At 54.9% G+C, this 13,174-nt stretch carries 14 protein-coding genes; 4 read left to right on the top strand and 10 right to left on the bottom strand.

From position 1 onward, the window contains the following. Position 1: 1 nt before the first annotated feature. The 7 genes from VL197_17175 to VL197_17145 all read right to left on the bottom strand — a co-directional run bounded on the left by VL197_17175 (position 2) and on the right by VL197_17145 (position 6,498). Positions 2 to 742: an ABC transporter ATP-binding protein gene (locus tag VL197_17175; protein ID HUJ19723.1), complete on the bottom strand. Its 741-nt coding sequence runs from the start codon at positions 740 to 742 to the stop codon at positions 2 to 4. Beyond that, the gene (locus VL197_17170) at positions 739 to 1,704 is read right to left on the bottom strand and encodes a branched-chain amino acid ABC transporter permease (protein ID HUJ19722.1); all 966 of its coding nucleotides are present in this window, start codon (positions 1,702 to 1,704) and stop codon (positions 739 to 741) included. Before VL197_17170 ends, VL197_17175 begins: the two co-directional genes overlap by 4 nt. A gap of 3 nt (positions 1,705 to 1,707) precedes the next feature. Further along, positions 1,708 to 2,568, bottom strand: a complete 861-nt coding sequence (locus VL197_17165; protein HUJ19721.1) for a branched-chain amino acid ABC transporter permease — start codon at positions 2,566 to 2,568, stop codon at positions 1,708 to 1,710. A 15-nt stretch (positions 2,569 to 2,583) separates the two neighbouring features. Then, a complete protein-coding gene (locus tag VL197_17160; protein HUJ19720.1) occupies positions 2,584 to 3,864 on the bottom strand; it encodes an ABC transporter substrate-binding protein in 1,281 nt (426 codons plus the stop codon). Positions 3,865 to 3,930: 66 nt separating this feature from the next. Further along, complete coding sequence (garR, locus tag VL197_17155) at positions 3,931 to 4,815, bottom strand: 2-hydroxy-3-oxopropionate reductase (GenBank protein HUJ19719.1); 885 nt, start codon at positions 4,813 to 4,815, stop codon at positions 3,931 to 3,933. 63 nt (positions 4,816 to 4,878) lie between these two features. Further along, positions 4,879 to 5,664: a hydroxypyruvate isomerase gene (gene hyi, locus VL197_17150; GenBank protein ID HUJ19718.1), complete on the bottom strand. Its 786-nt coding sequence runs from the start codon at positions 5,662 to 5,664 to the stop codon at positions 4,879 to 4,881. A 333-nt stretch (positions 5,665 to 5,997) separates the two neighbouring features. Beyond that, complete coding sequence (locus VL197_17145; GenBank protein ID HUJ19717.1) at positions 5,998 to 6,498, bottom strand: macro domain-containing protein; 501 nt, start codon at positions 6,496 to 6,498, stop codon at positions 5,998 to 6,000. 311 nt (positions 6,499 to 6,809) lie between these two features. Between VL197_17145 and VL197_17140 the strand changes: the two genes are divergently transcribed. The 4 genes from VL197_17140 (at position 6,810) to VL197_17125 (ending at position 10,413) form a co-directional block, all read left to right on the top strand. Next, positions 6,810 to 7,556: a hypothetical protein gene (locus VL197_17140; GenBank protein HUJ19716.1), complete on the top strand. Its 747-nt coding sequence runs from the start codon at positions 6,810 to 6,812 to the stop codon at positions 7,554 to 7,556. Next, positions 7,540 to 8,325, top strand: coding sequence for a TPM domain-containing protein (locus VL197_17135; protein ID HUJ19715.1), 786 nt, complete (start codon positions 7,540 to 7,542; stop codon positions 8,323 to 8,325). The genes VL197_17140 and VL197_17135 overlap by 17 nt, the downstream gene beginning before the upstream one ends. Positions 8,326 to 8,632: 307 nt before the next feature. After that, a complete protein-coding gene (locus tag VL197_17130; GenBank protein ID HUJ19714.1) occupies positions 8,633 to 9,211 on the top strand; it encodes a LemA family protein in 579 nt (192 codons plus the stop codon). A 134-nt stretch (positions 9,212 to 9,345) separates the two neighbouring features. Beyond that, a complete protein-coding gene (locus tag VL197_17125; protein ID HUJ19713.1) occupies positions 9,346 to 10,413 on the top strand; it encodes a hypothetical protein in 1,068 nt (355 codons plus the stop codon). A 45-nt stretch (positions 10,414 to 10,458) separates the two neighbouring features. Here VL197_17125 and VL197_17120 read toward each other — a convergent pair whose 3' ends face one another. From VL197_17120 to VL197_17110, 3 genes are all read right to left on the bottom strand, one after another. Beyond that, on the bottom strand, positions 10,459 to 12,114 hold the full coding sequence (locus tag VL197_17120) for an FAD-dependent oxidoreductase (GenBank protein HUJ19712.1): 1,656 nt from the start codon (positions 12,112 to 12,114) through the stop codon (positions 10,459 to 10,461). 101 nt (positions 12,115 to 12,215) lie between these two features. Continuing rightward, positions 12,216 to 12,779, bottom strand: a complete 564-nt coding sequence (locus VL197_17115; GenBank protein HUJ19711.1) for a hydrolase — start codon at positions 12,777 to 12,779, stop codon at positions 12,216 to 12,218. Positions 12,780 to 12,862: 83 nt separating this feature from the next. Next, complete coding sequence (locus tag VL197_17110) at positions 12,863 to 13,069, bottom strand: UXX-star (seleno)protein family 1 (protein HUJ19710.1); 207 nt, start codon at positions 13,067 to 13,069, stop codon at positions 12,863 to 12,865. Between the last annotated feature and the right edge of the window lie 105 nt (positions 13,070 to 13,174).

Below are 13,174 nucleotides of genomic sequence, written 5' to 3'. Positions count from 1 at the left end.
ATTATTTAAGGATAGCACCGTACTTGTCCCCCAGATATGCTTGAATGACTTCCCGGTTCGAGCTTACTTCTTTTGGTGTGCCTTCCATGATTTTTTTACCTGTGTTCAGGACAACGACACGGTCGGAGATCTGCATGACTGCCTCCATCACGTGCTCGACGACGATCAGGGTCATTCCTTTGTCCCTGATTTTCCTGATGAGATCGATGATCTCCCGCAACTCGACTTTCGTAAGTCCGGCCATGGATTCGTCCAGCATGAGCAATCGCGGCTGCGTGGCCAGCGCCATGGAGACCTCCAGCCTCTTTTTATCAGCAATGGTCAGCTCCGTCCCGAGGAAGTCTTTTTTCTCATAAAGACCCGTGAAAGACAGTATTTCTGCGGCCTTTTCCATGGCAGGCTTGATCCGGCGATAACGCAACAGCATACCCGTCGTAACGTTTTCAAGGACCGTCATCTCGCCGATCACCTCCACAATCTGGAACGTGCGCGCGATGCCGAGGTTGCAGACCTTGTCGGGCCGCATGCCTGTTATGTCCCTGCCATAGAAGGAAACATTGCCGCCGTCCGGTTTATAGAACCCGGTCACGCAGTTGAACAGGGTGGATTTTCCGGCCCCGTTGGGACCGATAATGCTGACGATTTCCCCTTCCTCCACGGAGAAGTGGATGTCGTTGTTCGCGGCCAGGCCGCCGAACCGCTTCGACAACCCCGAGACGTTCAAACAGATGGCCTTGTTCATTTCATTTTCCTGCCTATCCTGGCTAAAAGCTTCCAGACCCCTTCGGGGTAGTACATGGAAATGAGCGTGATCAATAGCCCGTATATCACCATGTCCATGCCCGTTCCCTTGTACCCGAGCGTGACACGCGTGTATTCCGATGCAGGTATGAGTATTGCCGCGCCGATCACGGGCCCCATGATGCTCCCCGCACCTCCCAGCATCGCGATGAGAACGATCTGGATGGACGTGGCGAGAAGCATGACGCTCCCGGGATCTATGTAAAGAATATATTGCGCGTAAAATGTGCCTGCCATGGCGCTCAGGAAGGCGCTTGTCATAATAGCTATGAGACGGTACAAAACGACGTCAACACCCAGGGATCCCGCAATCTGATGGCTCTCCTTGATCGCGCGGAAATAGTAGCCCATTTTAGAGGTGGCGACGAAATAAGAAACTGCCAGAGAAATCAGAAGAAAGACAAGCATGATATAGTAATAAGGCAGTTTTGAAGAGTTGAACAGAAAGTTGGCGAAGGACTCGTTCTGCATGGACAACGACAGACCTTCCGCCGCGCCCACGGCTTTCCAGTTGTTGAAGACAATCCTGACGATTTCAGCAAATGCGATACTGGCGATCGCAAAATAGTGGCCCCGCAGTTTGGAACAGGGATACCCGATCGCTGCAGCCACCAGAGCAGCGGCGCACCCCCCTGCGACGAGTCCTATCCACGGGTTGACCCCGTAGACGACAGACAGATAGGAAGAAGTATAAGCGCCGATACCGAAAAAGGCCGCCTGCCCGAAAGAATACATACCGGCATAGCCGCCCATGATGTTCCACGCAACGCCCAGCATGGCGAACATGAACACAAGGATCATTACATGAATGTGAAAGGACTGGCGGACAACCAGGGGAAAGAAAATGAGCAGCAGGAGGGTGGCAAGTCCCGCAATGATCTGCCGAACCGTAAAATTACGCATGCGCTACCACCCCCGGAGACCCTGCGGCCTTATCCAGATTGTTATGAGATATATCGAGAAGACGATGGCATACTTGTAAGACGGATCAAAGAAGAATCCACCTAATGTCTGTGCCAGTCCTACCAGTATGCCGGCGATAAACGCCCCCTCAATGCTGCCGAACCCGCCAAGGGCCACGACGCAAAAAGCGATGGTCCCGAACAGACCTCCCACCTGGGGATAGATGTAGTAATACGTGGATAAGAAGGCCCCCGCCACGCCGACGAGGGCCGCACCGATTCCGAACGAAAGCGAGTTGATGCGCTCGGTATTGATCCCCATGAGCAGGGCCGCATCGCGGTCCATTTCGGTCGCCAAAATTGCCTTGCCGGTTTTCGTCCTTTTCAGGAACAAAAACACGCAGACAGACGCGATTACGCTCCCGAAGGAAGCTGCGACCTTGGGAACACTGAGGTTGACGCCGCCGATCTGCCACGCGCCCTGGAGTATGGTTGCCGGCAAAAGCCGGAAATCCGGGGTCCAGAAATAAACGGCAAGATTGGAGATGAAGATGCTCACTCCGAAGGTCACCACCAGCTGGGCCAGCATGGGACCTTTCATCACCTTGCTAACAATAAAGCGGTAGATCAGCGTACCCAGGACAAACATGCAGATAAAACTTATGGGGATGGAAAAAATGGGATCGATGCCGTACAGGGTAAAGAGCCAGAAGGACGTGAACATCCCGAGCATCAGAAAGTCGCCATGGGCGAAATTCACGATGTTCATAACTCCCCAGATAAGAGTCAACCCGATGGCGACCAATGAATACATCAAGCCGATTAATAAGCCATCGGCAATCTGCTGAAGCACCTGATCAGGCATCGATCGATCCCCTCTCTACTTTCTGTCTTTCCATGCCGGGAACGGCCAGACTACCTGCTTCGAGGCCGAGTCAAAAGGCCAGATCGTTACATATTCCTGATTGAGTATCTGAACAAGCGTTCCTCTGGCATAGATGTTCTGGTTTGTTTGCGGGTCGAACTTGATCCCCTCCCAGGGGTAGATGGTCTGGTTGCCGGGTATGTTCGTCTCATGAAGAGCTTTTACAATAGCTGCCGGATCTGTGGACTTCGCCCGGTTCATGGCCTCGGCGAGGACAAAGGGGGCCATGAAGCTCCGGGCTGCATTTTCGCTCATGTCTATTCCGTACTTTTTCTTAAAAAGTTCGTTGACCTTGGCAACGAGCGGTTTATTCTTGGCCAGATCGAGTGCAAAGGTCGACCGGACAATTATGTAGTTGCCATCGGCTTTTATCGCAGCCAGGTAGCCCGGCTCGATATAACCAGCCATGGTCATAATGCCTTTCGGCTGAAAACCCATATCCTTGAACGTCTTGGTAAAGAGAATGGCATCGGTGATATACGATGCGTGCATCAGTACGTCCGGTTTGCTTACGATGAGCTTGCCCACTTCGCTGGTCACGTCTGTTGCGTTGGCCGCGTATGTTATATCGGCAACCACGTTATAACCGAATTCAGCGGCATATTTCTTGTAGGCCCTGCCTGCATTGGAGCCGAATTCCGTATTTTCGTAAAGCACAGCTACGTTCTGAACTTTCTGTCCCGTCTTCTTTTCCAGGTCCTTCAGGAACTGGAACTGGTTCCGGGCAAAAATGTCGTCGTGGGGGCTGACCCTGAAAAAGTACTTGAATCCCCTGTCCGTCAGCGTGGGAGAGGAAGAATCCGAGCATACATAGGGAATCGTCAGCCTTTCGGTCATCTGGCTGGCGGTTTTTGTCACAGCACTCTGGTAGGCCCCGATCATAGCAACGACCTTTTCCGAAGTTATGAGTCTTTCAGCCTCGGACATTCCGTTTTTCGGGTCCCCCTTGGTATCGGCATAGACAATCTCGATTTTTGCGTTGCCCAGGTTCGGCAGCCCTTCAGTCTTCGCCAGGGGGAGATCAAGATCGTATTTCCCGTTGATAATATCCACCGCGAGATCGACGCCCCTCTTGCAATCCAGGCCGGTCGAGGCGATATTGCCGGTCAGGGGATAGACCGCGCCGATCTTGATCACCTTCTGCTGTGCTTGCGCGGATACGAAGAATACGAGGACCAGCAGCAACGATAATAAGGCGACAGATACAACTTTGATAAGATTCTTCGATTCCATCATGTTCTTCCTCCTGTCAGATCTTTTTATTTCCCTACCTATGTCCCGGGCGGACACTCCCGCCTGTTATCACCGTTTTACCTCAATGCCGGCCAATTTTTCATAAAAGCGGACCACGCTTCCATGATCCGCATTACCCAGGCCGTCGACTTTAAGGGCCTGCATAATCTCCATAACGGAGGCGGTAAGCTGCAACGGCACTCCGATCGAGTGCGAGGTCTCCAGGACATTGTTGAGATCCTTAATGTGCAGGTCGATCCGGAACCCCGGATTGAATTTACGGTCCATCATGAGCGGGGCTTTGGCATCCAGCACAGCGCTGCCGGCAAGTCCGCCGCGGATGGCCTGATAGACAAGGTCCGGGTCCACACCAGCTTTGGCAGACAGCACAAGGGCCTCGGACACTGCGGCGATATTGAGCGCAACGATGACCTGGTTCGCCAGTTTGGCGATATTGCCGGCTCCCGAGCTTCCGACAAGCACAACGGAACCTGCCATGGCTTTCATGACAGGGTAGCACTTGTCAAAAATCTCTTTCTTGCCGCCCACCATCACGGAAAGCGTGCCCTCGATGGCCTTGGGCTCTCCGCCGCTCACGGGAGCATCAAGCATTTCTATGCCTTTCTCAGCAAGCCTGGCGGCTATTTCACGGCTCACCAACGGAGCTATGGAGCTCATATCTATAACAACAGAACCCTTTGCTGCGCCTTCGATAACACCAGCTTCCCCCAAAACCACTTCCCTGACATGGGGGGAATTGGGCAGCATCGTAACGACGACCTCTGCCCGCTCCGCCACTTCCCTGGGACTCGTTGCAGCGCTTGCCCCGGCAGCGACAAGTTCATTCATTGCGCCCTTGCTTCTATTGAAAACGACAAGCTGATAGCCGGCTTTCAACAAATTTCTGCTCATGGGTTTCCCCATGATCCCAAGACCTATAAAACCGATTTTCATATTTTTACCTGCGTCTTCCTTAATGATTTGATTAAGACGGATTAAAGGCCTCTACAGTCCAAGTCAGAGTTTGTAGCCGAATTCTGTTATCCAGGCAAGAGAGGACTTGCTGTCAGGAATAGGCACATATTCAAGGCCGACATGTCCGCGGTACCCTGATGCGTCGATTTCTTTTAAAATAAACGGATAGTTTATTTCCCCCGTACCGGGCTGATGGCGCCCGGGATTATCGGCTATCTGGATATGGCCGATTTTATCGATATGTTTTCGTAATGTGGCTGCCAGTTCGCCTTCCTCCCTTTGAGCGTGATAGACATCATACTGCAAAAAGACGTTCGGCATCTCCGCATCGTCAATAAGTTTCAGTGCCTGCTCGGTCCGGTTAAGAAGAAAACCGGGAATATCGAAGTGATTAATCGATTCAACCATCAGTCGCAAACCTTTTTCTTGCATCACTTTTGCCGCAAAGCGCACATTCCCGACCAGTGTCGACCAGTGTGTGTCGTCATCATACCCACGTATTCTCTTACCAGCCAGACAATTCAGACCGCCCACCCCGAGTTCAAGAGCATACTCCACTGCTTTTGCAACTCCGGCACGAAATTCTTCGACTCGTTCCGGATTTGCGGCAATTCCCCGCTCACCTTCCTCCCATTTTCCGGCGGGGAGATTAAACAAAACTTGTGTTAACCTGTTTTGCCTCAGCCGAGCTTTCAGTTCGACCGCATCGAATCCGTAAGGGAATAAATATTCGATGGCTGAAAATCCTGCGTCCCTTGCCGATGCAAACCGCTCCATAAACGGGACTTCGGTAAAGAGCATCGTCAAATTCGCTGCAAACTTGGGCATTATTCCTTCCTTTTATGAAAAGGCAAGCTTAACCACTCTTGTATCAGCAGACGTACCTGCATCTTCAAAGGCAGTTGCCTTTCCTTGATCATGCATTAAAATTATGGGTACACCTCTGCAGTAGTGCAGACACGCTTGATGAGCCGGCTTCAGGAAGAGGCAAGCGTTACCCACGAAGAAACACGTCGTAAGGTCGATCGTTCTAACGCGATCCCCCTGTTATTATATCATAGCAAGTTTCCGAGGTATTGAGCCAGACCTGCCTCTTTATTCAGATTCCGGCGACCCTCATCCTGACATTTTTCAAGGTAATGCAGCAGCTTTTCCCTCTCTTTATATCCGTTCGATCTCTTTCTGAAACAACCCGAACGCCTCCTGATCAAATATGCAGAACTCGACGATTTCGAGCGAGGTCTCCGGGCTGTTCCTCAGGAATGCCGCAGTCTCTCCCACGAGGATCTGCGCGCACCGGTCCTTCGGGAAGCCGAAGATGCCGGCGCTGATGGCGGGCACTGAGATACTCGTTAGCCTCCTCCCGGTTGCGAGATCCAGCACGCTGTTGATCGCCTTCTTCAATTTACTGTCTTCATCGCCGTCTCCCATCCGCGGCCCCACGGCGTGGATAACGGAGCGGGCCTTCAGTTTACCTCCCGTGGTCATGGCAGCGCCGCCCACGGGAACGTAGCCGATCCGGTCGCTCTCCTCCTGGATCACCCGGCCGCCCTTTCTCACGATCGCGCCGGCCACCCCGCCTCCGTGCTGGAGGTGGCTGTTCGCAGCGTTCACGATGGCGTCCACGTCGCGCTCGGTGAGGTCGGCTGAAACAAGGCGCATTGTCGTTCTTCCGATCTTCTTTTCAATAGACTCCAAGCGACACCCCCCCTCCCGTCATGACCACGGAAGAACCCGCTCGACATTTTAGAAGTCTCATCTGTGCAGCGCAGCCCGCGTGAAGCCCGTGATTGAATGTGTCCTCACTTCCTGTGATTGGGACAAATATCTCGCTTGGCCTGGCCCGGTTTCCTCTGCGACCTCTGTCGTTCAAATGTGCCTCATATCTCTTTCCGGTACGGTGTGTAAAGTATATCAAAGGATGCGAAAAAAGACGAACTACCAGGAACCTGCATATGCTATAATGACCCACTATGAAAAAACCAGACTTGAGCGGACTCATCCCTTCCGTTGCCCAAAAAATCGCGCCCATGATCGATGACATGCTGCGGGAGCATGGAGCGAACATCCATTCCTTCCATGTCGTAGGGAGCGCCGTCATCCCGGACTACGATGAAAAGCTCTCGGACATCAACTCCGTTGTCGTTCTGCAGGATATGGACCTGAAGTTCCTCCATTTCCTCGCGCCCCTCGGAAGCAGGTACGGGAAAAAGAGGATCGCCGCTCCGCTCGTCATGACGCCGGAATATATCCGCGACTCGCTCGACGCGTTTCCCGTCGAGTTCCTCGATTTCAAGCTGATCCATAAAACAATCTTTGGCGACGATGTTTTCGCGGGACTCGAGTTGAACAGGACCCACCTCCGGCTGCAGTGCGAGCGCGAGACAAAGACCAGGCAGATCGGCCTGCGGCAGGGATACATTTCGTCGCTTGGGGAAAAAGATCGTCTCGCATCGATCCTCGTCAAGTCGTTCACCGGCTCCATGGCGTTCTTCCGGGCCGTCATCGTGCTGCTCGGCAAGGAGCCGCCCATCGCGCGGACCGACGTCATTTCCGGGTTCGCCGCGTGCTGCGGGGTCCAGACGGTCATCTTTGGCGACCTCCTCGCCTTGAAGAACGGTCGCATCAAACCGTCCGGGCAGGGGCTCCGCGAGATGTTCGAGCGGTATTATCAGGCACTGGAAGCAGTGAGAAAGATGATCGATGATCTCCCTTCGTAACAGGCTTCTCATCCTCATTCTGGTCCTGGTTCCGCTGTCCGCCTCGTTCTCCGCGGCTTCAACGCCCGAGCCCCCCGCCGTGCCCCGGGACTACGTCGTCGATCTTGCTGGGGTCGTGGCTGACAACGTGCAAGTCCGGCTGAACGCGCTGCTGCAGGAGCTTGAGCGGAAGACCGGCGCACAGGTCCTCGTCCTGACCGTCCAGAGCCTTGACGGCCAGGGCATCGAAGAGTTCGCCTTCACCACCAAGGAGCGGTGGAAGCTCGGACAGAAGGGCAAGGACAACGGGGTCCTGCTCGCTGTCGCGGTGAAGGACAAAAAGTACCGCTTCGAGGTCGGCTACGGGCTCGAGAGCGTGCTGCCGGACAGCCTCGTAGGGACGATCGGAAGGGAATATCTGGTCCCCTATTTCCGAAAGGGCGATTACAGTACCGGGATCTTTGCAGCAACACAGGCGGTGATCGGGACCATCGCTGGCCATGAGGGCGTTGAGATCACCGGGCTGTCGCGCATTCAACAGCCACGCACAGCGACGGGCAGACCGCTCGGGACCCTGAATAGCGTGATCTTCGGCATCTTTATCGTGGTCGGCTTGATCCTTTTCATAACCCATCCGCGTCAGTGCTTGCTCATGCTCCTCGCGGCCAACATGACCGGCAGAGGCGGCGGCTGGTCCGGAGGCGGTGGCGGCTTCGGGGGCGGGGGCGGCAGTTTTGGCGGTGGAGGCGGTGGCTCCGGAGGCGGAGGGGGCGCCTCGGGAGGATGGTAGGGCCATGCAAGTAAGACCCTCCTTGCCGATTCCCTCTCTCCGTGCGGAAAAACCATGATGGGAAGTTTCCGGGAACAGGAGACCCATCCTCACCCGTCCCTCTCCTTGAAGGAGAGGGTGAGTTTTCGAGCAGTCTTCTCTCTTTCGCAAAGGAGACGGTGAGTTTTCGATTACTTTCCTCCCTTTCAAGGGGAGGACCAAGGTGGGGATGGGTTGTCTTGCTTTTAAAGTTCCCTCTCCTTTCTGCCGAGAAGACAGCGGGAGAGTGGCTGGACAAAAATATATTTTTATTCTTAAGGAGGTTCTCATGAACAGTGGAATCAAGTCTATGCTCATTCTCCTTGCGGTCATCGCGGTCATTGCACTCGGCGTGATCTTCTGGGGCGTGGGCCAATACAACCGGGTCATCGCCATGGACGAACAGGTCAAATCCCAGTGGGCGCAGGTCGAGAACCAGTTGAAGCGGCGCTACGACCTGATCCCGAACCTGGTCGAGACCGTGAAGGGGTACGCCAAACACGAGAAGGAAACCTTCGAGAACATCGCGAACGCGCGAACGAAATATTTCCAGGCGCAGACCGTGAAGGACAAGATCCAGGCTTCGCAGCAGCTTGAGGGTGCGATCTCCCGGCTCCTCCTGCTGCAGGAGAGCTTCCCGCAGCTCAAGGCGAATGAGTCGTTCCTCAAGCTGCAGGACAGTCTGGAGGGCACCGAGAACAGGATCGCGGTGGAGCGGAAGCGGTATAACGACGATGTGAGGACGCTGAACACCTACCGGCGGTCGTTCATGGGAAGGTTCATCGCCGCCTTCGCCGGGGTCAGCGAGGCGCAGTACTACGAGATTCCCCAGGCGGAGAAGGAAGCTCCGAAGGTGAAATTCCAGTAGAATATAAGGTTCTCGAGCAGTATTCCGGCTGCGCGGGTTCGCGCGGCACTCGTTTCTTTCTGCTTTCCGGCACAGAGTATGCTCGATCAATCGCTCCTGGTTGTGATGATCATACTGAGGAGGAGTGGATACCCATGGATCAGACCACTGCTGATGTGGCAATCAAAAAGGCCTGGATGGCGGGCATCATATCGGGCGTCCTGACACTGATCGTAACGCTCGCGGCGATGTCCGGACACAGCATCATGGGGTTCACGGCCTTGAACCTTGTCGATGCCGTGTTGATATTCGGCTTGTCCTTCGGAATCTATAAAAAAAGCAGGACTTGTGCCGTCATTATGCTGATTTATTTTATCGGCAGCAAGATCTACCTCTGGAAGGAAACCGGTTCGCTTGCGGGATTTCCTCTTGCTGCGCTCTTCGGATATTATTTTTATCAGGGTGTGACGGGCACCTTTGACTATCACAGCAACGCCGATGCTCCGGCCACGCCCGCCGCCAAGAGCACTCCCGCCCCCGTACCGAAATTCAAGACACGCGAAGAGTATGAGCAATGGAAAGCCGAGCGGCTGACGCGTCCCCCGGGAGCTTCCCCGGTCAGTGATGGCGCCAATGTGCAGACAGCGGAAAAGAAAAGTTCATCCTTCGGATGGGCGATCGCCGTTGTCGTTGCGGCAACCGCAGCCGCAGTTCTTCTCTTTTCCGCACCCGGCAAAGCGCTTCTCAGCAAAGCCTCTATTCCGGAAACGCCTTCGTGGGCGGAGTTTTCTTCGCCGGAAGGAAATTTTTCGATCCTGATGCCCGGAACACCAGCACAGGAGAAAAAACAAGTGAGCACCGCCGCCGGCCTCCTCGACATGCACATGTTCTCGCGGGAAGTCCGGAACAGAACGGCATATATTGTCATCTACACCGATTACCCGGATGCCATAACCCGCGTTTCGCCGGACAAGGTCCTCGATGGCGGCCGGGACGGCGCCGTCGCGAACAGCAAGGGGAAGCTGCTGAGCGAACAATACCTGTTTCTTGAGGGCGGTCACTCCGGGAGGGAGATCACGGTCGAAGTCCCCGAAAAAGGGATGTTGAAGGTTCGTGCCTACCTGGTCCGGCAGCGATTGTATCAAATCATGCTCATCGCGCCAAAGGAGCTCATCGATTCCGAGGACAACGTCAGATATTTGTCATCGTTCAAACTGAAGTGAGCATAAGAACCCGACAACTGCCGATCGCCGGGCTTTGCAAAAGCATCAGACTTTTGTCAGGACGCCGCCTATCGTTCCTTCTCTTCCTGCTCCTGTGAAGGAGAGGCTGGATATGTCCTCAAAGGCGCTCATGGCCGCCATCGATCCCTGCCCCACGGCCACCACGATCTGCTTCATGCTTCCGGTGATGTCGCCTGCCGCATACACGCCGGGCATCGTTGTCCGCATGGTGGTGAGGTCCACCTTGACATATCCCTCGGCCGTGAGCTCCAGCCCGAGCGCCTTGGCGATCTCGTTGTTCGGCACGTAGCCGATCGCGACGAACACGCCCTCGGCAGGAAGTTCCGTCACGGCTTTCGTCTTGTTGTTCTCGATCACCGCGGACCTGACGGTCTTGTCGCCGACGATCTCCTTTACCTCGCTGTTCCATAAGACCGGGATTCCCGTCTGCTTCAGGCTCTCCTGCAGTTTTGCCTCGCACCGCAGCAACTCCCGCCGGTGCACGAGGGTGACCTTCGCGCCGATATTATGGAGGTAGAGCGCATCGGTGACAGCCGTGTTGCCGCCTCCCACGACGATCACCGGCTTCCCTTCCTTGAAGAAGTAGCCGTCGCAGGTGGCGCAGTAGCTGACCCCCCTGCCGTACAGCCTCTTCTCGCCGGCCGCGCCGAGCGCCCGGTTGCCCACGCCTGTCGCGAGGACGATGCCCTTGGTGATGTAGACCGCCCGGTTGGTCTTGATGTGCAACCTGCCGTCCTTCTGCTCGCGGCTGATCTCTTTCACCTGCTCTCCCACATGAACGTCAGCATACTGGATCGCCTGCTGCGATATCAGGTCAACGAGGCTCTTGCCGCCGATCCGCATGTAGCCAGGGTAGTTCTCGACCACGGGCGTGATGGCCACCTGACCGCCGATCATCTCGCGCTCGACCACGACGGTGCTCAACCCGGCACGTACCGCATAGATCGCGGCGGTGAGGCCAGCGGGGCCCGCGCCGACGATCACGAGGTCCCGCTCGATGGGTTCCGTCGAGATCTGTTCCGTAACATATTCGGGCTCTTTCAGGGTGAGGAGCGATTCGACGAACAGCTCCTCGGGCTGCAGGCCGATGCCCGTGAACGTGCCGTTGATGACGGTCTGCGGCACCGACATGGATCCGAGGCTCTCGGCAAGGTCCGGGTTCTCGTAGAGCTCCACGATCTCCGCCGATACCAGGTCGGGCTTCACGATCGCGGCAGAAAAGGCGGTGAGCGCCTGCTGCGGGCAGTAGGGGCAGGTCGGCGTAACGAATACCTGGATGTCCCTTTTTTCCTTCAGACCCGCGATCCGCTCCATGGTCGGCGCGGTGAGAATGCTCTTGCCCGTGGAGGCCATCAGGATCGCGATGAGCAGCGACCGCCCCTCCTCGCCGAGCGGCGCTCCGGAATAGCGCATCCGGTATTTGTCGGGTGCGATGAGGACCGTCGGGGACCGGTGCACGTCCCGTTTGATCGAGAGGTCGTCCCCGACCTGGTGAAATGAAACCGCTAGCTTGTCGGACAGCATTGACAGGGCCTTCATGAGCGAAACGGCGGCTTCATTGAACTGGTCGTTCATCCCGGTCTTGGTATAAACCTCTACCATGACCTTTTCCCTGAGGTCCTTGAAAAAGGTGTCCTTGATGACTTTTTGTACTTCTTCAGGAAATTGTTCTTCAGCCATGATGCCACCTCTGGATCAACCACCGGCTTCGCACACGGTTTAAGAAACGGGGTCCTGTGTCAGGTCAATTTTTTAACCATGTTCATCCGTGGTCAATAACCTTATTTTATTCTCTGCGATATTTTCTTGAACTCCTCGGTACCCGCAACTTTCAAGAGTTGGAACAGTACCGTTTCCGTGCAACTGATGACCGCCCCGACGTCTCGCATATACTCCAGCCCGGCCTTCCAATTCTCTGTGGTCCGTGAGCAAACCGCGTCCTGGACCACGTGAGGCATGAACCCGTCCTGCAGCAACCCTATCGTTGTCTGGAGGCAACAGATGTGTGTCTCCATGCCGGCCAGGACGACCTTCTTTCTCCTGAGCTTCCTGACCGCCTCGATGAATGTCGGCTCGCCGCAACAGTTGAACGACGTCTTCTCGATCGGCTGATATGCCGGCAGAGCTGACTGGATCTCGGCGACGGTATGTCCCAGCCCCTTGGGATACTGTTCGGTCACGACAACCGGCACGTTGATCATCTTCGCCAGCTCGATCAGATTCAGGCAATTCCTGACCACCCGGTCCCGCTCCTGCATGACCGTCGCAAGGCGGTCCTGAATGTCCACAATGAGGAGAACCGAGTCGTCTTTCTCAAGGAAATACTTGTTGTCCAATCCACCCATCTCCTTTTAAAAGAGGAATTATTAATTCAGCCGCCCGGATGTATATTATACACCTTCCGGCAAACTGCCGGATCTCATATTCCTCACGATCCTCCGTAGCCGACCGCTGTCTTTCCGTCCTCGACAATGACCGGAACGTTCCGCACACCCTTGGTAATTTTGAGCATCTCATCAAGCCTGGCCTTATCAGCCTTCACGTCGAAATAAACCGCCCTGTCCCCGAAGGCTTCACGAGCCTTGCTGGTATAGGGTCAACCCTGCTTCCCGTAAATAACGACTTTGTTTGTCACGGCAGACCTCCTCTTACCGGTTTAATTAATTATATATTAGCATTTTGCTGATGCAAAAGTAAACTTGTTGGGCTAGAATCGTTTTTATCATGGTCAATGAAACAA

This window comes from Nitrospirota bacterium, assembly GCA_035516965.1.
Taxonomy (GTDB): domain Bacteria; phylum Nitrospirota; class UBA9217; order UBA9217; family UBA9217; genus MHEA01.
This window is presented reverse-complemented; position numbering and strand designations above follow the sequence as displayed.

Coding starts and splice junctions, on each gene's coding strand:
- VL197_17175 (HUJ19723.1), bottom strand. CDS start 742: ATGAACAAGGCCATCTGTTTGAACGTCTCGGGGTTGTCGAAGCGGTTC.
- VL197_17120 (HUJ19712.1), bottom strand. CDS start 12,114: ATGGCTGAAGAACAATTTCCTGAAGAAGTACAAAAAGTCATCAAGGAC.
- VL197_17140 (HUJ19716.1), top strand. CDS start 6,810: ATGAAAAAACCAGACTTGAGCGGACTCATCCCTTCCGTTGCCCAAAAA.
- VL197_17145 (HUJ19717.1), bottom strand. CDS start 6,498: ATGCGCCTTGTTTCAGCCGACCTCACCGAGCGCGACGTGGACGCCATC.
- VL197_17125 (HUJ19713.1), top strand. CDS start 9,346: ATGGATCAGACCACTGCTGATGTGGCAATCAAAAAGGCCTGGATGGCG.
- VL197_17170 (HUJ19722.1), bottom strand. CDS start 1,704: ATGCGTAATTTTACGGTTCGGCAGATCATTGCGGGACTTGCCACCCTC.
- VL197_17115 (HUJ19711.1), bottom strand. CDS start 12,779: ATGGGTGGATTGGACAACAAGTATTTCCTTGAGAAAGACGACTCGGTT.
- VL197_17130 (HUJ19714.1), top strand. CDS start 8,633: ATGAACAGTGGAATCAAGTCTATGCTCATTCTCCTTGCGGTCATCGCG.
- VL197_17165 (HUJ19721.1), bottom strand. CDS start 2,568: ATGCCTGATCAGGTGCTTCAGCAGATTGCCGATGGCTTATTAATCGGC.
- VL197_17135 (HUJ19715.1), top strand. CDS start 7,540: ATGATCTCCCTTCGTAACAGGCTTCTCATCCTCATTCTGGTCCTGGTT.
- garR (HUJ19719.1), bottom strand. CDS start 4,815: ATGAAAATCGGTTTTATAGGTCTTGGGATCATGGGGAAACCCATGAGC.
- VL197_17160 (HUJ19720.1), bottom strand. CDS start 3,864: ATGATGGAATCGAAGAATCTTATCAAAGTTGTATCTGTCGCCTTATTA.
- hyi (HUJ19718.1), bottom strand. CDS start 5,664: ATGCCCAAGTTTGCAGCGAATTTGACGATGCTCTTTACCGAAGTCCCG.